The sequence below is a fragment of the Paracoccus sp. L-17 genome (assembly GCF_056857655.1).
The window spans coordinates 14233-39073 of the sequence record NZ_JBSXNM010000036.1 but is presented as its reverse complement, the minus strand read 5'-3'; the positions used below and the strand labels follow the sequence as shown (position 1 = coordinate 39073).

Here is a 24841-nt window from a genome sequence, read left to right as displayed (position 1 = left end):
GCCGGACGCGCCGCCGGACCCCGGAAAACGACCGAGGTCGCCCTAGCCCGGCAGTCCGACCAGCTTCCAGGCCCGTCGCAGCAACACCATCTCGGGGCTGCCCATGCCGTAAAGCGTGATCGCGGCGGCGACGGTCTGGTCAGACCATTCGGCGAAGGTGGCCAGCGGATTGTTCATCTCTTGCAGGGCGCGATACCAGATCTGGCCCGGCTTTTCCCAGGATGGCCCGCCCAGCAACATGCAATACAGATAGAAGGCATGGTTCGGGATCCCGGAATTGATGTGGACGCCGCCATCGTCGTCCTTGGTGGACAGGAAATTGTCCATGTGAAAGGGTTGCGGATCCTGACCCAGAAGATCGTCGTGATAGGCTGTGCCTGGCGCCTTCAGACTGCGCAGCCCGACGCCCTTGATGTCCGGACCCAGCAATTCGCCCCCGATGATCCAGTCGGCCTCCGCCGGTGTCTGCTTCAGCTGATGCTGGACCGAGATCGCGGCGAAGACGTCGGCCAGGCTTTCGTTCAGCGCGCCCGACTGATCCTGATAGATCAGCCCGCCGGAATACTGGATCACGCCATGGGTCATTTCATGCGCGATCACCGTGGGGTCGATGAAACTGCGAAACAGCTTTCCGTCGCCATTGCCGAAGGCCATCTGATCGCCATCCCAGAAGGCGTTGTTGTAGTTGCGCCGGTGGTTCACGGTCGCCAGCAGCGGCATCCCGTGACCGTCCAGCGAATCGCGGTCGAACTGATCGGCGTAAAGCGAAAACACCTCGCCCATCGCATCATACATGCGGTCGGCATCCGCGATCCCGGCGGGCGGATCGCCTTCCGCCCGGACCAGCGTGCCGGGAAGGGCCGCCTTGTGCTGGCCGTCATGGACGCGGCGGTCGGGGCGGTACCGGCTGGCCCTTGCGCCACGCTTTCGTCGCGCGACAGCGGCGGCTGGCGGCATATCGGGGCCGGGCGTGCCGGGATGGACGTGATCCTCGCGTTCCTGGCGCAGTTGCTGCGTCTGCTTCAGCAGGCTGCGCGCCATTTCGGCAGTGCGTTCATCGCCCCGCAAGGCGATCACGCGCAGCATGTGGGGCGGGACGATGCACTGGATCGAGCGGATGGGGTCGCGCGAACAGACCGAATGGCACATGCGTATTCACCTCTGGCTGGAGAATCGAGGTTAACACAGCCCGTACCCGGAACAAAGACGGAACATGAGTCGCTGCTCACCGATCACCCGCGGCCGAAAGGGCGTTCAGTCCAGCCGCTTGCCGCTTTTATCGTCGAAGCGATGCAGGGCCTCGGGGGCGGCATTCAGGCGCAGCCTGTCGGACAATTCGCCATGCGAGGGCAGGGCGATCGTCACGTCGGCGCCGTTGACCTTGCCGTGGACCAGGCGCTGTGCGCCCAGTTCCTCGATCGCGCCGACCTGCATCTCGATCGGGCCGTCGGGATCGGGAACCAGATCCTCGGGGCGGATGCCGATCACGGCGGCATGGGCGCTGCCGGGCAGATGCGGCACGGCGCGGGCCGGAATCAGGTTCATTGCCGGGCTGCCGATGAATCCGGCCACGAAGGTCGAGGCGGGACGGCGATAGACATCCAGCGGGGTGCCGATCTGTTCGACCTGACCGGCATTCAAAACGACCAGCCGATCGGCCAGTGTCATCGCCTCAAGCTGGTCATGGGTAACGTAGATCGAGGTCGTCCGCAGTCGTTTCTGCAAGTCCTTGATTTCCAGGCGCATCGCCACGCGCAACTTGGCGTCAAGGTTGGACAGCGGTTCGTCGAACAGAAAGGCTGCCGGTTCGCGCACGATGGCGCGGCCCATTGCCACGCGCTGACGCTGCCCGCCCGACAGGGCACGCGGCTTGCGGTCCAGAAACGGGCCGATTTGCAGGATTGCGGCGGCCTCGTCCACGCGCCGGGTGATCTCGGCCTTGGGCGTGCGGCGGTTCTTCAGGCCGTAAGCCAGGTTCTGACGCACCGACATATGCGGATAGAGGGCGTAGTTCTGAAACACCATCGCGATGTCGCGGTCGGCGGGTTCGACCTTGTTGACCACGCGGTCACCGATCCGGACCTCGCCTTCGGTGATGCTTTCCAGTCCCGCGACCATGCGCAGAAGCGTGGATTTGCCGCAGCCCGATGGCCCGACCAGAACGATGAATTCACCGTCAGCGATATCAAGCTTGACGCCGCCCACGGCGCGGCTGCCGCCGGGATAGATCTTGCCGAGATTGTCCAGTTTGATGGATGCCAACTTATTTCTCCGTCTCGACGAGACCTTTGACGAACAGCTTCTGCATTCCGATCACCACCGCGACGGGCGGCAACATGGCCAGCACCGCGGTCGCCATGACCAGATGCCATTGCGGCAGACCGTCGACGGCGTCTGCCATGCGCTTGATGCCGGCGACGATGGTGTAATATTGCGCATCCGTGGTGATCAGCAGCGGCCACAGATATTGATTCCAGCCATAGATGAACAGGATCACGAACAGGGCCGCCATGTTGGTTCGTGACAGCGGCAGCAGGATGTCGCGAAAGAACTTCATCGGCCCGGCGCCGTCGATCCGCGCGGCCTCGACCAACTCGTCGGGCATGGTCAGGAACACCTGTCGGAACAGGAAGGTGGCGGTGGCGCTGGCGATCAGCGGAACCGAGAGCCCGGCATAGGAATTCAGCAGGCCCAGCCCCGCCACGACCTGAAAGGTCGGCACGATGCGGACCTCGACCGGCAGCATCAGCGTCACGAAGATGCACCAGAAGGCCAGCCCGCGAAGCGGAAAGCGGAAATAGACGATGGCGAAGGCCGACAGGATCGAGATGGCGATCTTGCCGATGGCGATCGACAGCGCCATGACAAGGCTGTTGAACATCATCCGCGCGACCGGCGGTGTGCCGCTGGTCGAGACGCCGCTGTCCAGCATCCGGGCATAATTCTCGACCAGATGGGGGCCGGGCCACATCGGCACGGTGCCCGACATGAAATCGGTCGCGGACCGGGTCGAGGCGACGAAGGCCACCCACACGGGCAGGGCGACGATCACGACGCCGAGGATCAGCACCAGATGGGCGAGGATGTTCAGGCCGGGGCGATTTTCGATCATCAGTATTCGACCTTCTTTTCGACCCAGCGGAACTGGATGATCGTCAGCGTGATCACCAGCAGCATCAAGACCACCGATTGCGCCGCCGAACTGCCGATATTCTGTCCCACGAAACCGTCGAAATACACCTTGTAGACCATGATGTTGGTGGCCCGCGCGGGTCCGCCCTCGGTCGTGGCGTCGATGACGCCGAAGGTCTCGAACATGGCATAGACGATATTGATCACGAGCAGAAAGAAGGTCGTGGGCGACAGCAGCGGAAAGGTGATGTCGAAGAAACGCCTGACGGGGCCGGCGCCGTCGATGGCGGCGGCCTCGCGCATGGAGGCCGGAATGGCCTGCAGGCCGGCGACGAAGAACAGGAAGTTGTAGCTGATCTGCTTCCACGCGCTGGCGATGACGACAAGGATCATCGCATCGGTCTTGGAACTGACATGGTTCCAGTCATAGCCGATGACATCCAGCACATAGGGCATGATGCCGATGGTCGGGTTGAAGATGAACCACCACAGGATGCCGGCCACGGCCGGCGCGACCGCATAGGGCCAGACCAGCAGGGTTGTGTAGACGCGCGCCGATTTCAGCATCCGGTCCACGGCCACCGCCAGCAGCAGCGCCACGCCCATCGACACGACCGTCACGGAGACGGCGAAAACCGCCGTGACCTTCACCGATTCCAGGTATTCCGGACTGTCCAGCAGCGCCCGGAAATTCGCCAGCCCCACGAAGCTTGTATTGATGCCAAAGGCGTCTTCGCGCAGGAAACTTTGCCTGATCGCCTGGCCGGCGGGCCAGAGGAAGAAGATGAAGGTAATGGCCAGCTGTGGGGCCAGCAGCAGCCATGGCAGCAACTGATTGCTGAAAATTGTGCGCTTCATCGCATCTCCGGGTGGTGCGGGCCGGTCGGCAAGGGATGGGGACCGCGACCGATCGCGGCCCCCGATCCGTTCCTACTGGTTTTGCGCCTGGAATTCCTCGAGCAGCTTGTTGCCCCGCTCGACCACCGAATCCAGCGCGCCCTGGGCGTCTTTCGAACCGGCCAGAAGCTGTTCGAATTCCTCGTCGATGATGCCGCGGATCTGGACGTAATTGCCAAAGCGCAGACCCTTGGAATTCTCGGTCGGCGGGTTCAGCGTGATCTCTTTCAGGCCGGTATCGGCGCCGGGATTGTCGGCGAAGAAGCCCGACATCTGGTCCGCCGCAGCCTGCGTGATCGGCAGATAACCCGAGAACGAGGCCCAGTCGGCCTGAACATCGGGCGAAGAGAGATATTCGAAGAACCTGGCGGCGCCCTTGTATTCCTCCTCCGGGCGTCCCGACAGAACCCACAGGGTCGCGCCGCCGATGATGGTGTTTTGCGGCGCGCCCTCGACATCGTCGTAATAGGGCAGCATCCCGAAGCCGACCTGGAAATCCTGGGCATTGGCCAGGACACCGGCACGGCTGGCCGAACTGTTCATGATCATCGCGCATTCCTGCGAATAGAACATGGGCGGTGCGTTGTCGCCGCCGACCGGGCCGCCATATTTGAAGATGCCTTCATCGGCCCATTTCTTGAGGTTTTCCCAATGCTTGACCTGAACCGGGCCGTTCAGCGACAGCCGCGCATCCAGTCCGCCGAAGCCGTTCTGTTCGGTGCCGACCGGCTGGTTGTGCCAGGCGCTGAAATTCTCGGTCTGGATCCAGCTGACCCAGCCGGTGGTGAAGCCGCAGGACGCGGCGCCCGAATCGATGATCTTCTTCGAGAATTCTTCCATCTCGCCCCAGGTCTTCGGGGGCTGTTCCGGGTCCAGGCCGGCCTTCTCGAACACATCCTTGTTGTAATACAGGATCGGCGTCGAGCTGTTGAACGGCATCGACAGCATGTTGCCGTCAGTGTCCGTATAATAGCCCACGACCGCCGGCAGGAAGGCGTTCGGGTCGAACTGGACATCGTTGTCCTGCATCAGTTGATAGACCGGGACGATGGCGCCCTGGGCGGCCATCATGGTTCCGGTGCCGACCTCGAAGACCTGCACGATGGTCGGCTGCTGCTTGGCGCGGAACGCCGCGATGGCGGCGGTCATCGTCTCGGGATAGGTGCCCTTGTAGGACGGGACGACCTTGTATTCGTTCTGGCTGTCATTGAAGCCCTGGACGATTTCTTCCAGCTTGGAGCCCAGCTCGCCGCCCATGGCGTGCCACCACTGGATTTCGGTCTGGGCATTGGCGGCCGACAGCGACGCGATCAGCGCCACCGCGGAAGCGGTAATCAGGCGTTTCATGTTCTTCCTCCCCTCAGGAGTTGTGGATCGCTACCGGACCTAGCGGTCTCGCATGACGGAAGCGCAACTCTTTCGTGAGGCAAATGTGACAGTCTTTGACCAGACGGTCAACGCGGATCGCCGCTGCTCTTTTCCTCGGCCTTTTGCGGGCCTTTGCCGCCAAGGACCCGCCTTGCCGAAGCGATCAGCGGAATGATTGTGGCCGACAGCGCGGGATTGATCAGGTATTCGACCAGCGGGATCAGAATCAGCCCCAGCAGCAGGCCGAAGATTCCGTCGAAAAAGGCGGTGGTCATCCAGGCGACTGCGCCCGGCGCCCGTGGAACCGCCTCGGCAGCCTTCGCCGCGGTCTCCTCGATCCAGCCATAGATGACTTGCCAGCCCATCTCGGAGAGGCCGTGCAGGATGATGTTGCCGCCGACCCACAACATCGCGGCGGTGCCGACGATGGTCAGAGTCTTCATCAGGCCCGGCATCACCTTGACGATGCCGCGACCAAGCGAGGCCAGCGCACCGCTGCGCCCGGTCGCCAGATGCACGCCCAGATCATCGGCCTTCACGATCAGCGCCACCGCGCCATAGACGGCCACGGTGATCCCGATGGCCACGACGAACAGGATCAGCGCCTTCGTCCACAGCGTGTCGCTGGCCGGAATGGTCGACAACGCGATGGTCATGATCTCGGCCGAGAGGATGAAATCGGTCTTGATCGCCCCCGCCACGCGCTTCTCCTCCAGCGCCGCGCCGGCGCCTTCGGGGCGGATGTGTTTCTGGCTGTCGTGGCGGTCTGTGCGGACAAAGATCTGGGCGACCTTCTCGGCGCCTTCGAAACACAGATAGCCGCCGCCGATCATCAGAAGCGGCGTGATCAGCCAGGGCGCGAAGGCCGACAGCAGCAGGCCGACCGGCAGCAGGATCACCAGCTTGTTGAAGATCGACCCCTTGGCGATCTTCCAGACGATCGGAATCTCGCGGCTTGCATCGAAGCCGTCTACGTATTTCGGCGTCACCGCCGCATCGTCGATCACGGCTCCGGCCGCCTTGGCGCCGGCCTTGGCGGCCTGTCCCGCCACATCGTCGATGGACGTGGCCGCGACCTTCGAGATGGCCGCGACATCGTCCAGAAGCGCAATGAGTCCGCTCATGCCCGCATCTGTCCTTGCCCCGTTTTCCGTCCCAACCGTGACGATGCAACGCGCGGCGCGCAAGGCGGTTCGGGGGTTCGGACAGGAAAGTTCGGGGGTTCGGACAGGAAAAAGGCCCGCGCGGAAGGGGATTCGCGCGGGCCAGTCGACCCGCCGGGGAAGGCGGGCCGGTCTGTGCCGTATTACATCATCTTCGGCATCAGAACCGTGTCGATCACGTGGACGACGCCGTTCGCCTGCTTGACATCCGGCGTGGTCACGGTCGCGACAGTGCCGTTTTCGTCGGTCAGCTGCAGCGCCTGATTGTCGGGGTTGATCGAGGCAGTCAGTTTGCAGCCGCCCACGGTGTCGATTGCATAGCTGCCGCCATTATCCTTGATCATCTTGCCGATGGCGGGCGACATCGCGTCCGCGGCGGCGACATGGCAGGTCAGGACCTTGGTCAGCATGTCCTTGTTTTCAGGCTTCAGCAGGTCAGCCACGGCTTTCTCGGGCAGTTTCGCGAAAGCGGCGTTCGTGGGCGCGAACACGGTGAACGGTCCGGGTCCCATCAGCGTTTCGACCAGACCCGCGGCCTTAACCGCCGAGACCAGCGTGGTCAGGTTGGGCGCGTTCGAAGCGTTCTCGACGACGTTGTTCGTCGGCAACATCTCGACGCCGCCGACCATCGTGTTGTCGGCGTAGGCGCCTCCGGCAAGGCTGAGGGCGATGGCGGATGCGGCAAGCGCGGTGGTGAAGCGTTTCATGAATCTTCCTCCGGGTTGGAACAGCCGGTTTTCGGCTGCGATACCCACAGGCACGGAAGCATTCAGGATAAGTTGCGCGGCCGGCGGGGCCGCCCGGATCACGTCGGCGTGAGCGGCGCTATCGCGACGATGGGCCCGGTTGCCTGCCCGGTGGGCGAGCCGCCCTGAGGTTCGTCCGACAGCGCGATCTGGACGCCCTCGTCGGGGTTCAGATCCGAGGGCAGTTCCATCCGCGCATTGCCCGATCGCGGCACCAGGCCCAGCGAGATCGGGTCCGAACCGTCGGGCTTGATCCACCAGATCTCATAGTCGCGGCCCTCGGCGGCGGTCCCCTGTTCCAGCGCGATCTCCATCTCGCGGCCATCCAGCCGGGCGGCGACGCGCAGGCTGTCGTCTTCGGACACGAGTTGTGCCTGGTAATCGGCGGCGACGGGCGCGGTGGTCGGCGTCTGTCCGGGCATCCACAGGAACAGGGCGACGGCCGCGACCGCCACCAGGCCGGTCAGCGCGCCGATGGGCCCGCGCCACCACGGCGCCGCGCGCGCCGACGGGTCGTCGGCCAGCGGCGCGCGTCCATGGCCCAGCTGTTCGCGGATGCGCTGCCGCGCACGGGCAGGCGCCATCACCGGCGTCAGGTTCAGCGCAAGGCCCGCCAGTCGCTCTTGCCAGTCGCGCACGGCCTGGGCGAAGGCCGGATCCTGCGCCAGCCGCGCGACGGCGGCCTGTGCCTCGTCCCCGTCAAGCAGGCCAAGGGCCAGTTCCGCCGCCAGCGCGTCGTCTTCCTGTTCCGGGGTCAGGGGCGTGTCCTCGTTCATTGACCCACGCAATCCTTCAGGCGCAACAGGCTGCGGCGCAGCCAGCTGCGGACGGTGTTGATCGGCTTGCCCTCGCGGGCGGCCAGATCGGCATAGGTTTCCCCTTCCAGATAGACGGCGCGGACGGCACCGGCCTGCGGCTCGCCCAGTTGTGCAAGGCATTCATCCAGCATCCGGCGCTCCTGGGCGCGGATCGTCGCGGCCTCGGGGCCGGGCTCGGCCGAGGGGACCGCGTCGGCGGCCTCGGCCGGCGCCGTGGCAGGACGGGACTTGCGCGCCCGAAGCCGGTCGATCGAGCGGTTGCGGGCGATGGTGATCAGCCAGGTCATCGGCGACAGGCCGTTCGAGGCATAGCGCGCCGCATTCTGCCAGATCCTGACATAGACCTCTTGCAGGGTCTCTTCGGCTTCGGGACGGTCCTTCAGCAGCGACAGGCAGACCGCATGCAGTTTCGCCGAGGTCGCGTCATACAGCGCATCGAAGGCCTCGCGGTCGGCCAGGGCCACCCGCGCGATCATTTCCTCCAGCTCGACCCTGCGCGCCTCTTTCAAAGCCACGTTCATTCCCATCCTTGTTCGCAGGGCAGATTAGGCAGGGTCTTCGCACACGTCAACGCGACCCTGTCTTGCGCGCGCCGCACGAATGCGCGATCAAGGCGGCGTTGCGAGGAAAGGGCCCGATGATGCTGGACATGAACGCCAAACCCACCGAGGAAATCGACCTGCGTGAAACCTTCGGGCTGGACAGCGACATGAAGGTCAGGGGCTTTGCCGAGCGCAGCGACCGGGTGCCCGAGATCGACAGCACCTACAAGTTCGACCCCGACACCACGCTCGCGATCCTCGCGGGCTTTGCCTATAACCGCCGGGTGATGATCCAGGGCTATCACGGCACCGGCAAGTCCACCCATATCGAACAGGTGGCGGCCCGGCTTAACTGGCCGTGTGTGCGCGTCAACCTGGACAGCCATGTCAGCCGCATCGACCTGATCGGCAAGGACGCGATCAAGCTGGTCGATGGCAAGCAGGTGACGGTGTTTCACGAAGGCATCCTGCCCTGGGCGCTGCGCAACCCGACCGCGATCGTCTTCGACGAATACGATGCCGGCCGCGCCGACGTGATGTTCGTGATCCAGCGCGTGCTGGAAGCCGACGGCAAGCTGACCCTGCTGGACCAGAACGAGGTCATCACCCCCAATCCCTGCTTCCGGCTGTTTGCGACCGCCAACACCGTGGGCCTGGGCGATACGACCGGCCTCTATCACGGGACCCAGCAGATCAACCAGGGACAGATGGACCGATGGTCGCTGGTCTCGACGCTGAATTATCTGTCCCACGACGCCGAGGCCGCCATCGTGCTGGCCAAGAACCCCAACTACAACAACGAGAAGGGTCGCAAGGCGATCAACCAGATGGTGACGCTGGCGGATCTGACGCGGACGGCCTTCATGCAGGGCGATCTGTCCACCGTGATGTCGCCGCGGACGGTCATTTCATGGGCACAGAACGCGCGCATCTTCGACAATGTGGGCTATGCCTTCCGCCTGACCTTTCTCAACAAATGCGACGAACTCGAGCGTCAGACGGTGGCCGAATTCTACCAGCGCCTGTTCGACGAGGAATTGCCGGAAAGCGCCGCCGCCAGCGCGAAATAGCCGTCCCGCCGCCTGCGGGGGCCGCGCCGCGGGCCGGATGGGCGTGAGATCGTCCGTGATCAGGATCACGGCATCCCCCCCTTGTGGCGGCCGGCGCCGCGCGTCAAGCCCGGTCTTTTCCGGTGAAAAGGCCGGTCCCAGCGTTCCGGCCCCGGACAGGAAAGCACCGGCGTCCGGGCTTGCATGACCTCCGGGCAGGTCAAATCATGCCTGCGTCCCTGCCGTGCGGATCTGCGCCAGACCGCGCTTTGTCTCGGCCAGAACGAACAGCCGCAACGCGGTGGCCAGTCCGACCTCGGGCGGCCGGGCGTGGTCGATCCTGCCGATCAGGCTTGCCCGAGTCTCGCCGCGCCGCTTCGCGAGCGCCGCCAGGTCATGCCAGAATGCATCCTCCAGCGAGACCGAGGTGCGGTGCCCGTCGATCGTCACCGACCGCTTGAGCGGCGGGGTCACGGGGGGCAGGATCGGCTCAGCCATCCGGGCCGGTCTCGTCGGTCCGGTCGATCCTGTGGCTGTCATGGTCGCGCAGGGCGCGGTCCTTTTCCGCCTTGCGCAGATCGCGCAGCGGCTTCGCCTCGCCGAATTTCGCCGCATTCGTGTCGCCCGCCGCGCGGCTGGCATTGCGGGCGCGGTGTTTGCGGGCCTGTCGCAGGTTGATGATTCGGGTCATGGCGTTCCGATGGAAAGGGCCGGGGCGGAGCGGCATACTACCCCGGACCGGCCCGATCCGGTCAAGCGCTGTTCATTCCCTGGGGCCGATCATGTCCTCGGGACGAACGATCCGGTCGAAGGTCTCGGCATCGACGAAGCCAAGCGCGACGGCTTCCTGGCGCAGGGTCGTGCCGTTCCGGTGCGCGGTCTTGGCGACCTTGGTGGCATTGTCATAGCCGATGGAAGGCGCCAGCGCCGTGACCAGCATCAGCGATTCCTTCATCAGCTTGTCGATGCGGGCTGTATTGGCCTGCGTGCCCACCACCATGTTGTCGGTGAAGGACGAGGCCGCATCGCCCAGAAGCTGCATCGACTGGATGACGTTGTAGGACATCATCGGGTTGTAGACGTTCAGTTCGAAATGACCCTGGCTGCCGGCAAAGGTCACGGCGGCGTCGTTGCCCATCACATGCGCGCAGACCATGGTCAGCGCCTCGGCCTGGGTCGGGTTGACCTTGCCGGGCATGATCGAGGATCCGGGCTCGTTTTCGGGCAGGATCAGTTCCCCCAGGCCCGATCGCGGACCCGATCCCAGCAGGCGCATGTCATTGGCGATCTTGAACAACGAGGCAGCGACGGTCTTCAGCGCGCCGGAAAAGAACACCATCGCATCATGGGCGGCCAGCGCCTCGAACTTGTTGGGGGCCGTGACGAAGGGCAGGTCGGTGATGGCGGCGATCTCGGCCGCGATTTCGGTGTCCCAGCCCTTCTTCGTGTTCAGGCCGGTGCCCACGGCGGTGCCGCCCTGCGCCAGTTCGTAGATGTCGCCCAGAGCCAGCTTCACCCGCTCGATTCCCTTGGCGACCTGATGGGCATAGCCGCCGAATTCCTGACCCAGCGTCAGCGGCGTCGCGTCCTGCGTATGGGTGCGGCCGATCTTGATGATGTCCCGGAATTCCTCGGCCTTCGCGGCCAGCGCCTGATGCAGCTTTTCCAGACCGGGAATCAGCACATCGCGCGCCATCATCGCGATGCCGACATGCATCGCCGTGGGAAAGGTATCGTTGCTGGACTGGCCCATGTTCACATGATCATTGGGATGAACCGGGGCCTTGCTGCCCATCTGGCCGCCCAGAATCTCGATCGCGCGGTTGCCGATGACCTCGTTGGCGTTCATGTTCGATTGCGTGCCCGATCCCGTTTGCCAGACGACCAGCGGGAAGTTGTCGTCGAACCGGCCCTCGTAGACCTCGGTCGCGGCCTGTTCCATCGCGCGCCCGATTGCCGGGTCCAGATCGCCGCTTCGCATGTTCACCCGCGCCGCCGCCAGCTTGATCGCGCCAAGCGCGCGGATGATCGCGACCGGCTGGCGTTCCCAGCCGATGGGAAAATTCCTGATCGAACGCTGGGTCTGCGCACCCCAGTATTTCGAGGCATCGACCTCCAGCGGGCCAAAGCTGTCGGTCTCGGTGCGGGTCGTGGTCATCCTGTCGCTCCCATCCTTTGTCGCGCGGGTTTGTAGCGGCCAGCCACTGGACAGGCAATTCGCATCTGTCGTGCAACAGCGACACAGCGACATGGCGTTCCACTGATTGACAGGGTGATTTCAGCCTTTGGTTGTGCTAGGCGCATATTTTCCGGGGTTGACGCTGCCTCGGCCCCCGCCGGGACGGCCCGGCCAACGCTGCAGGCTATCAGGAAAGAAACGTATCATGCCAACGCAAACCTGGCTGTATTTCGGAAAGCGGTCGCTTCTGGACCCGACGTCGAAGAACAACATCACCCAGACGCAGGCGAACGCCGCCGTGGGCTGGAACGCCGAGGACAGTTCGCAGTTCGCTCTGACCGACACAACGGGAAGCCCCGTGTCTTCAAGCGGCGGATATCGCACGACCTATCAGACCAGTCCCGGGACCGCCGCCGAATTTTCGTATCGGAATCCGCTGACCGAGGCGAGCGTATCGGGCCAGAAAGTCCAGTCCTTTGTCCAGGCCACGTTCCAGATCAAGGTGCCTGATTATGCCGGCGGCCAGGTGCTGACCAGAAGCGGCGTGGTCATTCAGATGCAGAACGGCGACGTGTTCCTTCGCCCGCGAACCGACGCGCTTGAAAGCTGGGACAATATCCCGGCGATCCAGAAAATCACGGTCGCTTCCGCCACGCCTTTTGCTTCTGACACCAACATCGCGACAACCGGGTTCGGCGCGGCTTTCGCCAATGTGCCGGTCGCGTGCTTCGCGCGTGGGACCATGATCCAGACCGCGACCGGGCCGGTCAGCGTCGAGAATCTGGGCATCGGCGATCGCGTTCTGACGGCCGAGGGTGATCTGAAGCCGATCATCTGGATCGGCAGCACCGTCAAATGCGCCGATGCGCTGGCCGCGGCACCGCATCTGCGTCCGATCAGGATTGCCGCGGGCGCCCTGGGCGCGGGCAAGCCCCATGCCGATCTGGTCGTGTCGCCCCAGCATCGGGTTCTGGTCCGGTCCCGGATCGCGCAGCGCATGTTCGGCACCGACGAGGTTCTGGTCGCCGCCAAGCAATTGCTGGAAGTTGACGGCATCGCCCTCGCCGGCGACATGGCCGAGATCGAGTATTTCCACTTTCTGCTGGATTGCCATTCGATCGTCGTCTCGAACGGTGCCGAAACCGAAACGATGTTCACGGGCCCCGAGGCGCTGAAATCGGTGGGACGCCAGGCACGGCGCGAAATTCTGGACCTGTTACCCGAACTTGCGGATGCGGATTATCGCCCGGTCCCGGCGCGTGAACTGGCGCCGGGTCGCAAGGCCCGCCAGCTTGCATCGCGCCACGCCCGCAACGGATCAGCCCTGATCGAACAGTAAAGCATGGTCGGGGCGGGCCTGGGCCCGCCTTGCCGCTGCGCGCGGCGCAAGCGGTCTATTTGCGCCAGCGGTCCAGTTGCACGACCTCGCCGCCGCCCGGCGGAACATCATCCGGGCCATCGTCGCTGCTGTCTGCGACGTCCAGATCGAATTCGGCGCCGGCTTCTTCATCCTCATCTTCGTCCTCGTCGCCGTCCTGCGTTTCGAATCGCAGGCCGAATTCGACCGAGGGATCGACGAAGGTGCGCAGGGCGTCGAAGGGGACGCGCATCGGTTCGGGCGAATTGCCGAAATTGAGCGTGATGGTGAACCCCTGGTCATCGACGGTCAGATTGTCGAACCAGTGCTGGATGACGATGGTCATTTCTTCGGGATACCGTTCCCGCAGCCAATCGGCCATCTCGACGCCTTCGTCGCGGGTGTCGAAGGTGATGAAGAAGTGATGCTCGCCCGGCAGACCATTTTCCGCAACGCCTTCAAGGACGTCGGCAATCAGACCTTGCATCGCCCGATGCATCATGCCGCCATAATCGATCCCGGATCGTGCCATGCCGTCATCCTTTTGCTTGCGCGTCAGCATAGGCATATGGACGTCGATGAAAAGAGGGGGGCGCGACTTTCGTGAAAGGCCGTCGCCCCCACGGATGCGATCAGAACACGCCGAACAGATACAGGATCACGATGATCACGACCGGCACGCCCAGCCACCACGCGACAAGCCCCTTCATGGAAAATCTCCTTTTCCGGATGTCTTGGCAAACGTGATGGATTACGCGGCAGTTCCGCGCGGACAGGCTGATGAAAGGGTGAAGGTGCAGGATTCTGTTGCCAGGCTCCTGCGGGCCCCGCCTTACGCTGCTAGGCGGAAGGGCTTAGGTTTCGATCTCTCGAACTGCTTACGCAGCCAGAGCGACCGGAGCACGGTTGTCGTTGGCAACTGTACATTTTGCACCGATAACGGTGGTGGCTCACCGGGACAAAGCATAACCCCTTTAGACGTTCGTCGATCCTGTTTCGGCCCCATGTTCCCCCAACGAGGGTTTTTGGTGGAGCCGCCGGGTACCGCCCCCGGGTCCGATCCGCGTATTACGAGCGCGTTTATGTCCATAGTCCGGCTTGCACCGGACATCATGAATATAGGCAGGCGGCCCCGTCTTCGCAACCGCAACCATGGTGGGATTCAGGCGAAACCTTCCGATCGCGGCAGGCCCGATCCGGCCAAGCGTGGATGACGAGATCCGGCAGGTTTCGAACCTGTCCCGGATGATCTTGCCGCTCGCAGATGTCATCGCCGCATTGTCGCCTCCGGGCAGGCGCGCGCCCGGCGATCCGATCGGCGCCGGCTCGGCAGACGGGACGGGCGGCCGTCGCGGGCCGGCCTGATAGTCATCAGGATCGTCGAAACCGGCGGCCAGGCGGATCGCGCCGCCAGTCCTTCGCAGACAGCGAAAAGGCCCCTTCGCCGGGGCCTTTTGCTGGTCATCTTCGCTATCGGTACTCAGGCCGCGCGTTGACTGGTTTCGCGGACGCCCTGGACAAGGGCGCCGTGCAGCGACCTGATGACGGGCTTCATCTGATCGCGTTCGACGATGAACTGCACATCCACCTGACGCGGCCCCTGCGTGGCGCCGATCGCCTCCAGCCCGTTCTCGGCCAGAGCGTTCAGCCCACGGCTGAGCACCGAAAGGCCATCCATGTCGCGCCCGACCGCTGCGACCATCGAGATCGCGCGCGAGGAGATTTCGGCCGAAGGATATTTCTCGGCCAGATCCTTCTCGACCCGGCGCAGCACCTTGAGGCTGCTGTCCACGTAATGCGTGATCGTGTTGGCGTTCGACACCTTGGACACGATGCGCACGCTGTGGCGCGTCAGCGTGTCGATGATCGCCGCGTCATAGCCCTTGACCCCGACCATGTCCTGTTCGAACAATTCGAAGGCGAAAAGATCCAGCCCGGTGACGATTTCGACCGCCGCTTCCTCGGCAGGCTGGTCGTCGATCAGCGTTCCGGGATCCTCGGGCTCGAATGCATTGGTCACGCGCAGCGGCACGCCGGATTGACGCAGGGTCTTGGCGGCCTTCGGATGGATCGCCTCCATCCCGAGGTTGGAAAGCTGGTCGGCGACATCGTAATTGGTCCGGCCCAGCTTGCGCACGGCATCGGGTCCGACCAGATTCGGATCGGCCGAGGACAGGTGGAATTCCTTGTGGATGATCGCCTCGCGCGCGCCGGTCAGCGCCGCCAGCCGCGAGAAGGTCACTTCCGAATAGCCGCGGTCGAATTCGTGCATCAGCCCTTCGGCGCATTGCGCATAGCCGGTGACGACGGGCATCTCGGATGCCGGATCGACACCGTTCATCGCACCCTGGATGCGTTCGTCCAGCGAAACCTCGCCTTCGTCACGCCAGCCCGACAGATCGACGAAGCGGGCGTTCACGCCAGCGCGTCGCAGCATCAGCGTGGTGGCGTAGGCCGAATGCGATTCGCCCAGGCCGGACAGCAGTTCACGGATCTGCAGCATGTGCTGGGACAGGCGGAAATGGCCATAGGAACACAGGCGTTGCAGGTCGATCAGGCAGTTGCGGGCGCCCAGGATCCGTTCGCGCACGAAAGTGTCGGCGCTTTCGATATCGGCGGGGTGATCCAGCACCTTGTTGTGGGCCGCGATCATCCGGGTTTCGACCCGGTCCAGCGCGTCGTGCCAGCCATAGCCGCTGTCGGATTGCGCGAACGAGGCGTAGACGCCGGATTCGCCCGATTTCTTGTGTTCCAGCAGCAGGTCGGTAATGCCGCCAAAGGCGGAGACGACGAAGATGCGGTTATAGAGATCGGCGCCCGAGCGACTGCCGATCAGCAGCGTGTCGCGCAATTCGTTCACCCGCGACATGGTCGTGCCGCCGATCTTTTCGACCGTATGATGGTTCGGGGTGCTGTTCATGGCTCAGGCCGTTTCTTCCACCGGGGCGTAGGAACCATCCTCGCGATGGACTTCGGTTCCGGTGACGGGCGGATTGAAGCAGCAGGCCATGACCAGTTCTTCCTCGGCCCGAAGGGTATGCCTGTCATGCAGGTTCAGCGCATACATGACGCCGGGCCTGATCTCGTGCGTCTCGCCCGTGCCCAGGTCGGTGATCGACCCGCGACCGGACATGCAATAGACGCTTTCGAAATGGTGCTTGTAGTGGAAGGTGTGTTCCGACCCTGCCTCCAGAGTGGTGATGTGGAAGGAAAAGCCCATTCCGTCATCGGCCAGAAGCATCCTCACCGAATTCCAGCGCGCGTCGCTGACCGAACGGTCGGTGTCTTTCAGCTTGTTGAAATCGCGAACAATCATGTCTTCTACTCCGCAGCGATCCTGGTGGTGTCGAGGGTGTCGTGCGCTGCCTGCAGCAGGATGTCGAAACCCTTTTCGAATGTGTCGGCGGGCGTGGTCAGAGGGGCCAGCACCTTGACGACCTGTCCGTCGCTGCCCGAGGTCTCGATCACAAGGCCCATCTCATAGGCGCGGCCACAGATCTTTCCGGCCAGATCACCCGTTCCGACATCGACACCGCGCATCAGCCCGCGACCCTTCAGGAAGGCGCCGGGAACCAGGTCCGCCAGTTCGGTCAGACGGCGTTCGATCAGTGCGGCCTTGTCGGCCAGTTCCGTCTGGAAGGCATCATCCGACCAGAATTTCTCGATCGCGACGCGGGCCGTCACGAAAGCATGGGTGTTGCCCCGGAAGGTGCCGTTATGTTCGGCGGGGCCGAAGATGTCATGTTCGGGACGAACCAGAACCAGCGCCAGCGGCAGGCCGAAGCCCGAAATCGACTTGGCCATGGTGACGATATCCGGCGTGACATCCATCTTTTCGAACGAAAAGAACGTCCCCGAACGGCCACAGCCTGCCTGGATGTCGTCGATGATCAACAATGCGCCGTGTTTTCTGGCGACCTCCGCCACGTCGCGAACGAAGTCGGCCGATGCGGCGTTCAGGCCACCTTCGCCCTGGATCGTTTCCAGCATGATCGCGGCCGGCGCGTCGATTCCGCCCGAGGCGTCGGACAGCATCTGATCCAGCAAAGCGGCTCCGTCGATGCCCTTGGCAAACCCGTCATAGGGCATCCGTGTCACGCCCTGTGTGTCCATCGCGGCGCCGCCGCGGTGATAACTGTTGCCCGTCGCGGCCAGCGCGCCCATGGTCACGCCGTGAAAGCCGTTGGTGAAGGCAATGATGTTGGTGCGCCCGGTCTTCTTGCGGGCGATTTTCATCGCTGCCTCGACGGCGTTGGCGCCGGTCGGGCCCGTGAACATCACCCGGTGATCCATGCTGCGCGGCGACAGGATGTGGCGATCCAGCGCGTCGAGAAAGCGCGCTTTTGTGTCGGTATGCAGGTCCAGACCGTGTGCAATCCCGTCGCAGGTGATGTGGTCGATCAGCGCGGCCTTCATGTCGGGATCATTGTGGCCGTAGTTCAGCGACGAGCAGCCGGCGAGAAAGTCGATATATTCCGCGCCCTCGGCATCTTTCAGGATCGAGCCGCTGGCCGATGTGAAGACCGCGGGGATGCTGCGGCAATAGGACCGCGCTTCGCTTTCGCGTCGGGTGAAGATGTCGGTTTGGATTTGAATGTCTTTCGGCATGACGTGTCCTTTCGCACCTCGGTGCGTCGGTGAAAATCTGGTTCGGATGGCGGCCTTCAGGCGGCGCTGGAGACGTCGCCTTCGTCGGGAAGCGTGATCGTGACCATGTGTTCGGTCGCGTGCTGACCGTCAAAGTGATCGTCGCGCTTGTAATGCGCCTCGTCCGACAGATCGCCGCCCATGCGGCGGGCAAAGCTGCGAAACAGCGCCCAGGACGCCTCGTTGTCCCGGGTGATCGTGGTGTTCAACTGCGACGCCTCGGCGCAGGCGTCGCGGCCGATCAGGTGTTCCAGCATCCGCCGGCCGAGGCCCAGCCCGCGCGCCTTTGGGCTGACCGCCACCTGCCACACGAACAGGGCATCCTCGTTGGGGATCATGTGCCCCGAGACCCAGCCCACGATGTCACCCTCCATTTCGGCGACGACGCAGGTGTCGCGGAAATGTTCGGCCTGCACGATGTTGCAATACATCGAATTCTGATCCAGCGGCTTGCACGCGCGGATCAGTTCCCAGATGGCCGAACCGTCGGTGCTTTCCGGCTTGCGCAGCGTCAGCGTCCGACGGCGGGGGGGGTCGATGTTCAACACGTCCTTGGGCATGTGATCTGTCCTCATTTGCTTTGACAGTCTAACTAGTAAAACCGCCTTCCGGTTGCAACATCTAAGGGAAAATTTGGGCGAAAACAGCTAAATAGCTATAATTCAATGGCTTTCGGGGAGGTTGTGCCGCGAGACATGCAAAAATGCGCTTAGTCAAGTAAAATATTTTACGCCGACACTTGCCGATTGCGCCGGATCGGGCCTTCCGGCATGATCCTGCCATGAGACAGGCCGACCCTCATCGCGTTGACGAGGCGCTGATCGCGCTGCGCCGCATTTTGCGTGCAACGCAGCTGCATGAGCGGGAACTGGCCCATGCCGCGGGCCTGACCCCGGCCAAGCTGCGGGTTCTGCAGATCCTCGAAGGACGAGAGGGCGGCAGCGCCACACCGACGGCTCTGGCCGGACAGATGGGGGTCAGCCAGGCGACGGTCACGACGCTGGTCGATCAGCTCGAACGGCGCGGCCATGCCGGGCGGCATCGGTCGCACAGCGACCGGCGGCAGACCAATGTGGTGATCACCGAACGGGGTCGGCAGGCATTGCAGACTGCCCCCGATGCGCTGCAACAGCATTTCGTGCGCAGCTTCGCGCAAATGGCCGATTGGGAACAGGCGATGCTGATTGCCAACCTGGAACGCGCCGCCGCGATGCTGAACGCGGATGGTTTCGACGCCTCGCCGGTCCTGGCGACCGGCGAGATCCATATCGTCCCGCGCTAGGGTTTACGCGCCCCAAGGACCGTGCTTGTCGTCGATCCCGTCCACACGCTCGAATCCGTGGGCGCCGAAGAAATCGCGCTGCGCCTGGATCATGTTGGCGGTGCCGCGCGCGGTGCGCATCATGTCGAACCAGATCAGACCGGCCGACAGGGCGGGCAGGGCATGGCCCGCGCCGACACCCTGGGTCACGACCTGACGCAAGGCCGGCAGACCGTCCGCGACCAGCCGGGCGAAATCGGGGGCAAGGACCAGATTGCGGCCGGGATCCTCGCTCAGCGCCTTTGCCATGTCGTTCAGCATCGCGGACCGGATGATGCAGCCGGCCCGCCAGACCCGCGCGATCTGCGGCAGTTCCAGCGTCCAGCCGAATTTGCCCGAAGCCGCCGCCAGCATCGAAAAGCCCTGCGCATAGCACAGGATCTTGCCGGCGATCAGTGCCTTTTCCAGCGTCTCGGGCGCGATCCGGCAGGGCTGGGGCGCGGCGCCGAATCGGTCCTGCCAGCTGCGCCGTTCCTCCAGCCGGGCCGAAACATTGCGCGCCATCACCGCCGCCTCGATCACCGGAATCGGTGCCGCCAGATGCTGGGCTTCGATGGCGGTCCAGCGACCGGTGCCCTTCTGGCCGGCGCGGTCCAGGATCATGTCGATGACCGGCTTGCCGGTATGGCTGTCTACGGCCGCCGTGACCCTGGCGGAAATCTCGACGAGGTAGGATTGCAGGACGCCCTTGTCCCAGCCTGCGAAGATCCCCGAGATCGCGGCGGCATCCATTCCCATCCCGTCGCGCATGATGCCATAGATCTCGGCGATCATCTGCATGTCGGCATATTCGATGCCGTTATGGACCATCTTGACGAAATGGCCCGCCCCGGCATCGCCCATCCGCGCGGCGCAGGGGGTGCCGTCTTCCGCCTTGGCGCTGATGGCGGTCAGGACCGGGGCCACGCGGTCCCAGTCGGCCTGGGTGCCACCGCCCATGATCGAGGGGCCGTGCCGGGCGCCTTCCTCGCCGCCCGATACGCCCATGCCGAGAAAATGGAAGGGCAGGCCGGCGGCAGCGCGGCGGTCGGTGTCGCGGAAATCGGCATTGCCGGCGTCGATGACCAGATCCTCGGCGTCCAGCAAAGGGCTCAGCGCCTCAAGCTGATCGTCCACCGGCTGACCGGCCGGCACCATCAGGATGATGGCCCGCGGCGGCTGGATGGCGGCCACCAGCTGGGCCAGGGTTTCGGTCGCAATCACCCGGTCCGCCAACGCGGCCGCTTCGGCCTTGAAACGGTGCGTGACGCTGGTCGTGCGGTTCCAGACGGCGATGGGAAAGCCCTTCTCGGCGATGTTCAGCGCCAGGGCCGCGCCCATGGTGCCCAAGCCGATCAATCCGATTTGTGCCTTGTCCGTCATGGCGAAAGCCTCCGATTCCGATGGTTCCGCAAGCCATAATCCGCGCGGCGGCGGAAGTCACGCGACCGCGCTTTTGCAGAACGTGCATTTTTTCCTTTTCTTTATACGAACACTTATTATATGTGCCCGTATGAAAACGCAAAGCGAGTCGTTCGAGGCCAAGAAGCGCTGCGGTCTGCTGTTGCAGGAGGCCGCAGCCCTGCTGCGCCGCGAATTCGAGCATGCGGCCGGCCCCGAGGGGCTGACGCTGACCCAGTGGCGGGTCATGGGCCAGCTTGCGCAGCACCCGGACGGGCTGCGGCAGGCGGCGCTTGGCAAGGCGATCAATGCCTCGGCGATGACGGTCAGCGATGTGGCCGAACGGCTGGAGGGCGCGGGCTTCATCCGTCGCGAACCCGATCCCGGCGACAGCCGCGCCAAGCTTGTGCGCGTGACGCCGCAGGGCGCGGTTTTGCTGGACCGGATGCGCGAGACGGCTTCGGGCATCCTGGGGCGGGCGCTGGCCGGGCTGGCCGAGGATGACAGGACAATGCTGGCCGATCTGCTTGGGCAGGTCATCGCGAACCTTCAGGATCGGCCGTGACGGAAAGGGCGAACGGGATGAATGCCGAGACGGGAAAGATGAAGGATGCCGAGGCCGTGCCCGCAAGTGCGGCGGTCGCGGCGCAGGCCGCGCCTGTGCCGAAAAGGCGCAAGGGGCGGCGGCGGATGCTGATGGCTGCGGTGCCTCTGGCGCTGGTGCTGGCCGGGGGCGGTTACTGGCTGACGGGCGGGCGCTACGTGACGACCGACAATGCCTATGTGCATCAGCCGATGATTCCGGTCTCGGCCGATGTCAGCGGTCGCATCACCGAGGTTGATGTGACCGAAAACCAGCAGATCGCGGCCGGCGCGCCGATTTTCCGGCTGGATCCCGAACCTTACCGGATCGCGGTGGCACAGGCCGAGGCGGCGCTGGCGTCGGCGCGGCTGGCCGTCGAACAGCAGCGCGCCGCCTATGCCACGGCCGAGGCGCAGCTCGAGGCGGCCCGGAGTATCCTCGAGGTGCAGAATCGTGAACAGGAACGCCGGCAGGCGCTGGTCAAGCGGGGCGTCAATTCCGCCGCTTCGCTGGATGACGCGACCGTGGCCACGCGCAATGCCAGCAACGATGTCGCCATCGCCCGGCGTCAGCGCGATGCGGCGGCGGCGGCCCTGGGCGGCGATCCGACGGCACAGACCGACGATCTGCCCGCCGTTCGCGCCGCCATCGCGCGACTGGACGCGGCCCGTCGCGACCTGGCCAAGACCCGGATCGACGCGCCGGTTTCCGGCACCGTGGCCCAGGTCGGCAGCCTGAATGTCGGCCAGTTCGTGCAGGCCGGATCGGGGATCGCCACCCTGGTCGATGCCAACGACACCTGGATCGAGGCGAATTTCAAGGAGACCCAGCTTCAGGGGATCCGGACCGGTCAGCCCGTCTCGGTCGAACTCGATGCCTATCCCGATCTGGAATTGCGCGGCAAGGTGGGCAGCATCGGCGCCGCGACCGGATCGCAGTTCTCGCTGATCCCGGCGCAGAATGCGACCGGCAACTGGGTCAAGGTGGTTCAGCGTCTGCCCGTGCGCATCCAGCTTGACGGCGCGCCTGCGGGCGTTCTGCGCAACGGCTTTTCGGCCCGGGTCTCTATCGATACCGGCAAGAGCCGCCTGGACCAGCTGAGATGAGCGCCGCGCCCGTCCTGTCCGCACCCAACCTGCGCGTGGCGGCGCCGGGCTGGCTGACGGCCGCGATCATCATCGCGACCGTGATGCAGGTGCTGGACACCACCATCGCCAATGTCGCGCTGCCGCACATGGCGGCCAGTCTGGGCGCCACGCAGGAGGAAAGCACCTGGGTGCTGACCTCTTATATCGTGGCCGCTGCCATCGCCACGCCGCTGACCGGCTGGGCCGCCGACCGGTTCGGCCGGCGCATGGTTTTCGCCGCCGCCATCGCGGGCTTCGTCCTGACCTCGGTTGCCTGCGGATTGTCGACCAGCCTGCCCGAGATGGTGCTTTTCCGCGTTCTGCAAGGCATCACCGGAGCGGTTCTGATCCCGCTGGCGCAGTCGGTGCTGCTGGACATCAACCCGCGCGAGAAGATCGGGCAGGCGATGGCGATCTACGGCGCGGGGATCATGGTCGGCCCGATCATCGGTCCGACGCTGGGCGGCTGGCTCACCGAAGTCTTCAACTGGCGCTATGTCTTCTTTGTCAACCTGCCGGTGGGCCTGATCGCGCTGACCGGGGTGCTGATCTTCATGCCGCGCGAGGAAACCCGCGCCCGCCGCTTCGACGTGTTCGGCTTCGCGATGCTGGCTCTGGCGGTCGGCGCCTTGCAGATGCTGCTGGATCGCGGGCAATCGGTGGACTGGTTCCAGTCGGCCGAGATCTGGCTTTACCTGGCGCTGGCGATCTCGGGGCTGTGGGTCTTTGTGATCCATTGCCTGACCGCCGAGGATCCCTTCATCAATCTGGGCATGTTCCGCGACCGCAATCTTGTCATGGGGCTGATCTTCATCTTCGTGATCGGGATGACGCTGTTTTCCGGTCTCGCGCTGCTGCCGCCGCTGCTGCAAAAGCTGATGGGCTATCCGGTGATCTCGACCGGCCTGGTCATGGCCCCGCGAGGCGTCGGCACGATGCTGTCCATGGTGCTGGTGGGACGCCTGGTGGCGCGATACGACGCCCGCCTGCTGGTGGTCTTCGGCCTCGCCATGACGGCGCTGTCGCTGTACATGATGACCGGCTTCGAGACACAGATGAACGCGCGCCCGATCATCCTGTCGGGGATCCTGCAAGGCTTCGGGCTGGGCTTTGTCTTCGTGCCGCTGTCCACGCTGACCTTCGCCACGATCGCCGCCAGGTTCCGGGGCGACGCGACCTCGATGTTCAGCCTTGTGCGCAATGTCGGGTCGGGCGTCGGGATATCGCTGGTCACGACGGTTCTGGCGCGGATGAGCGTGATCAACCACGAGGAAATCGCCAGCAGCCTGACGGCCGGGTCGCCGCAGGTCCGCCTGCAGCTTGCGGGGCTGTTGTCGGGCAATCCGTTGACAGCCAGCATCGCCGACATGCTGGTCAGCCAACAGGCCGCGATGATCGCCTATATCGACAACTTCATGCTGATGATGCTGCTGACCGTGGTGGTGTTTCCGATCGTGCTGCTGCTGCGAAAGCCCGGACAGGCCCCCAGGGGCGCGGCCGAGCCGGTGCATATGGAGTGATCGGCCGCGGCGCGGTCAGCCCCGCGCCCGGCGCCCGCCGCGACGGCTGCCGCTGGTACCGGTGCCGGCGGCGGCCTTGCTGGCTTCGGCATAGGTCGCGCCGGCCCCGACCGCCTCGATCACGCGGGCAAAGCGGATCCATTCGCCTCCATTGGGATCGTGGTTCATCAGCATGTTGGCGGCGCGGATCGCCTCCATCTCGACCATGCGGACCGGGTTCATGATGGCGCTGGTCATGCCCGCGCCGATGGCCATCGGCAGGAAGGCCGCGTTGACGCCGTGGCGGTGGGGCAGGCCGAAGCTGATATTGCTGGCCCCGCAGGTGGTGTTCACGCCAAGCTCGTCGCGCAGGCGGCGGATCAGGGCGAAGACCTGTCGGCCGGCCGTCGCCATCGCGCCAATCGGCATGACCAGAGGATCGACGACGATGTCATGGGCCGGGATGCCGAAATCGGCGGCGCGCTCGACGATCTTTCTGGCCACGGCGAAGCGCACCTCGGGGTCTTCGCTGATGCCGGTATCGTCGTTGCTGATCGCCACGACGGGCACGTTGTATTGCTTGACCAGCGGCAGGACCAGTTCCAGACGTTCCTCTTCGCCGGTCACGCTGTTCAGCAGCGGGCGGCCGTTGCAGGTCTCCAACCCCGCCTTCAGCGCGCCGGGAACCGAGCTGTCGATGCACAAGGGCACATCGACCAGCGCCTGAACGCGCGCGATCAGTTCGGGCATCAGCACCGGTTCCACGAAATTGTTGTCGGCATAGCGCGGGTCTTCGGCCATCCTGTTGGTGAAGACCGCGCCGGAATTCACATCCAGCACCATCGCCCCGCAGGCCACCTGTTCCAGCGCGTCTCGTTCCACGGTCGAGAAATCGCCCGCCTCCAGTTCCGCCGCCAGCTTCTTGCGGCCGGTCGGGTTGATGCGTTCGCCGATCACGCAGAACGGCTCGTCAAAGCCGATGATGACGGTCTTGGTGGCGGATTCCAGAACGGTGCGGGTCATGGGCGTGCCT

Annotated in this window: 25 protein-coding genes and 1 other RNA gene; 6 read left to right on the top strand and 20 right to left on the bottom strand. The window is 64.4% G+C overall.

Annotated elements, in window-relative coordinates; all coding sequences use genetic code 11:
* Positions 1-42 precede the first annotated feature (42 nt).
* From AC13CR_RS09080 to AC13CR_RS09040, 9 genes are all read right to left on the bottom strand, one after another.
* Positions 43-1149, bottom strand: coding sequence for a M4 family metallopeptidase (locus AC13CR_RS09080; RefSeq protein ID WP_292958763.1), 1107 nt, complete (start codon positions 1147-1149; stop codon positions 43-45).
* 105 nt (positions 1150-1254) lie between these two features.
* Positions 1255-2262: a sn-glycerol-3-phosphate import ATP-binding protein UgpC gene (locus AC13CR_RS09075; RefSeq protein ID WP_292958765.1), complete on the bottom strand. Its 1008-nt coding sequence runs from the start codon at positions 2260-2262 to the stop codon at positions 1255-1257.
* Between the two features lies 1 nt (position 2263).
* On the bottom strand, positions 2264-3112 hold the full coding sequence (gene ugpE, locus AC13CR_RS09070; RefSeq protein ID WP_292958767.1) for a sn-glycerol-3-phosphate ABC transporter permease UgpE: 849 nt from the start codon (positions 3110-3112) through the stop codon (positions 2264-2266).
* On the bottom strand, positions 3112-3990 hold the full coding sequence (gene ugpA, locus AC13CR_RS09065; RefSeq protein ID WP_292958769.1) for a sn-glycerol-3-phosphate ABC transporter permease UgpA: 879 nt from the start codon (positions 3988-3990) through the stop codon (positions 3112-3114). The genes ugpE and ugpA overlap by 1 nt, the downstream gene beginning before the upstream one ends.
* Positions 3991-4062: 72 nt before the next feature.
* Positions 4063-5376: a sn-glycerol-3-phosphate ABC transporter substrate-binding protein UgpB gene (ugpB, locus tag AC13CR_RS09060; protein ID WP_292958771.1), complete on the bottom strand. Its 1314-nt coding sequence runs from the start codon at positions 5374-5376 to the stop codon at positions 4063-4065.
* A 107-nt stretch (positions 5377-5483) separates the two neighbouring features.
* Positions 5484-6521: a DUF808 domain-containing protein gene (locus tag AC13CR_RS09055; RefSeq protein WP_446232614.1), complete on the bottom strand. Its 1038-nt coding sequence runs from the start codon at positions 6519-6521 to the stop codon at positions 5484-5486.
* Between the two features lie 182 nt (positions 6522-6703).
* Positions 6704-7267: a fasciclin domain-containing protein gene (locus AC13CR_RS09050; protein ID WP_292958775.1), complete on the bottom strand. Its 564-nt coding sequence runs from the start codon at positions 7265-7267 to the stop codon at positions 6704-6706.
* Positions 7268-7365: 98 nt separating this feature from the next.
* Positions 7366-8082, bottom strand: a complete 717-nt coding sequence (locus AC13CR_RS09045; protein ID WP_292958777.1) for an anti-sigma factor — start codon at positions 8080-8082, stop codon at positions 7366-7368.
* Positions 8079-8645, bottom strand: coding sequence for a sigma-70 family RNA polymerase sigma factor (locus AC13CR_RS09040; protein ID WP_292958779.1), 567 nt, complete (start codon positions 8643-8645; stop codon positions 8079-8081). The genes AC13CR_RS09045 and AC13CR_RS09040 overlap by 4 nt, the downstream gene beginning before the upstream one ends.
* Before the next feature lie 119 nt (positions 8646-8764).
* Here AC13CR_RS09040 and cobS point away from each other — a divergent pair, with 119 nt between their 5' ends.
* Positions 8765-9736: a cobaltochelatase subunit CobS gene (gene cobS / locus AC13CR_RS09035; RefSeq protein WP_292958844.1), complete on the top strand. Its 972-nt coding sequence runs from the start codon at positions 8765-8767 to the stop codon at positions 9734-9736.
* 204 nt (positions 9737-9940) lie between these two features.
* Here the strand turns inward: cobS and AC13CR_RS09030 are convergent, their stop codons facing one another.
* The 3 genes from AC13CR_RS09030 to fumC all read right to left on the bottom strand — a co-directional run bounded on the left by AC13CR_RS09030 (position 9941) and on the right by fumC (position 11873).
* Positions 9941-10213, bottom strand: coding sequence for a ribbon-helix-helix domain-containing protein (locus AC13CR_RS09030; RefSeq protein ID WP_292958781.1), 273 nt, complete (start codon positions 10211-10213; stop codon positions 9941-9943).
* Positions 10206-10406: a DUF4169 family protein gene (locus AC13CR_RS09025; protein ID WP_292958783.1), complete on the bottom strand. Its 201-nt coding sequence runs from the start codon at positions 10404-10406 to the stop codon at positions 10206-10208. Before AC13CR_RS09025 ends, AC13CR_RS09030 begins: the two co-directional genes overlap by 8 nt.
* A gap of 72 nt (positions 10407-10478) precedes the next feature.
* On the bottom strand, positions 10479-11873 hold the full coding sequence (fumC, locus tag AC13CR_RS09020; RefSeq protein ID WP_446232374.1) for a class II fumarate hydratase: 1395 nt from the start codon (positions 11871-11873) through the stop codon (positions 10479-10481).
* A 226-nt stretch (positions 11874-12099) separates the two neighbouring features.
* On the opposite strand from fumC, the gene AC13CR_RS09015 reads away from it, so the two are divergent.
* A complete protein-coding gene (locus AC13CR_RS09015) occupies positions 12100-13233 on the top strand; it encodes a Hint domain-containing protein (RefSeq protein WP_482900785.1) in 1134 nt (377 codons plus the stop codon).
* A 55-nt stretch (positions 13234-13288) separates the two neighbouring features.
* Here the strand turns inward: AC13CR_RS09015 and AC13CR_RS09010 are convergent, their stop codons facing one another.
* The 6 genes from AC13CR_RS09010 to ectA all read right to left on the bottom strand — a co-directional run bounded on the left by AC13CR_RS09010 (position 13289) and on the right by ectA (position 18458).
* A complete protein-coding gene (locus AC13CR_RS09010) occupies positions 13289-13783 on the bottom strand; it encodes an SspB family protein (protein ID WP_292958791.1) in 495 nt (164 codons plus the stop codon).
* Between the two features lie 261 nt (positions 13784-14044).
* Positions 14045-14399: a transfer-messenger RNA gene (ssrA, locus tag AC13CR_RS09005) on the bottom strand.
* Between the two features lie 332 nt (positions 14400-14731).
* Positions 14732-16171 carry an aspartate kinase gene (locus tag AC13CR_RS09000; RefSeq protein ID WP_446237408.1) on the bottom strand — a complete coding sequence of 480 codons (1440 nt, stop codon included), beginning with the start codon at positions 16169-16171 and terminating at the stop codon, positions 14732-14734.
* 3 nt (positions 16172-16174) lie between these two features.
* The gene (locus AC13CR_RS08995) at positions 16175-16567 is read right to left on the bottom strand and encodes an ectoine synthase (RefSeq protein WP_292958795.1); all 393 of its coding nucleotides are present in this window, start codon (positions 16565-16567) and stop codon (positions 16175-16177) included.
* Between the two features lie 5 nt (positions 16568-16572).
* A complete protein-coding gene (gene ectB / locus AC13CR_RS08990) occupies positions 16573-17859 on the bottom strand; it encodes a diaminobutyrate--2-oxoglutarate transaminase (protein ID WP_482900784.1) in 1287 nt (428 codons plus the stop codon).
* A gap of 56 nt (positions 17860-17915) precedes the next feature.
* Positions 17916-18458, bottom strand: coding sequence for a diaminobutyrate acetyltransferase (gene ectA, locus AC13CR_RS08985; RefSeq protein WP_482900783.1), 543 nt, complete (start codon positions 18456-18458; stop codon positions 17916-17918).
* 221 nt (positions 18459-18679) lie between these two features.
* Here ectA and AC13CR_RS08980 point away from each other — a divergent pair, with 221 nt between their 5' ends.
* Complete coding sequence (locus AC13CR_RS08980; protein WP_446233548.1) at positions 18680-19180, top strand: MarR family winged helix-turn-helix transcriptional regulator; 501 nt, start codon at positions 18680-18682, stop codon at positions 19178-19180.
* 3 nt (positions 19181-19183) lie between these two features.
* Here the strand turns inward: AC13CR_RS08980 and gndA are convergent, their stop codons facing one another.
* Positions 19184-20581, bottom strand: coding sequence for an NADP-dependent phosphogluconate dehydrogenase (gndA, locus tag AC13CR_RS08975; RefSeq protein WP_482900782.1), 1398 nt, complete (start codon positions 20579-20581; stop codon positions 19184-19186).
* Between the two features lie 130 nt (positions 20582-20711).
* Here gndA and AC13CR_RS08970 point away from each other — a divergent pair, with 130 nt between their 5' ends.
* Genes AC13CR_RS08970 through AC13CR_RS08960 form a run of 3 tightly spaced genes read left to right on the top strand, consistent with a single transcriptional unit; the run spans position 20712 to position 23829 of the window.
* Positions 20712-21164, top strand: a complete 453-nt coding sequence (locus AC13CR_RS08970) for a MarR family winged helix-turn-helix transcriptional regulator (protein ID WP_292958804.1) — start codon at positions 20712-20714, stop codon at positions 21162-21164.
* On the top strand, positions 21161-22288 hold the full coding sequence (locus AC13CR_RS08965) for an HlyD family secretion protein (protein ID WP_292978307.1): 1128 nt from the start codon (positions 21161-21163) through the stop codon (positions 22286-22288). Before AC13CR_RS08970 ends, AC13CR_RS08965 begins: the two co-directional genes overlap by 4 nt.
* Positions 22285-23829 carry a DHA2 family efflux MFS transporter permease subunit gene (locus AC13CR_RS08960; protein ID WP_292958806.1) on the top strand — a complete coding sequence of 515 codons (1545 nt, stop codon included), beginning with the start codon at positions 22285-22287 and terminating at the stop codon, positions 23827-23829. Before AC13CR_RS08965 ends, AC13CR_RS08960 begins: the two co-directional genes overlap by 4 nt.
* Positions 23830-23844: 15 nt before the next feature.
* Here AC13CR_RS08960 and AC13CR_RS08955 read toward each other — a convergent pair whose 3' ends face one another.
* Positions 23845-24831 carry a methyltetrahydrofolate cobalamin methyltransferase gene (locus AC13CR_RS08955; protein ID WP_292958807.1) on the bottom strand — a complete coding sequence of 329 codons (987 nt, stop codon included), beginning with the start codon at positions 24829-24831 and terminating at the stop codon, positions 23845-23847.
* Positions 24832-24841 lie beyond the last annotated feature (10 nt).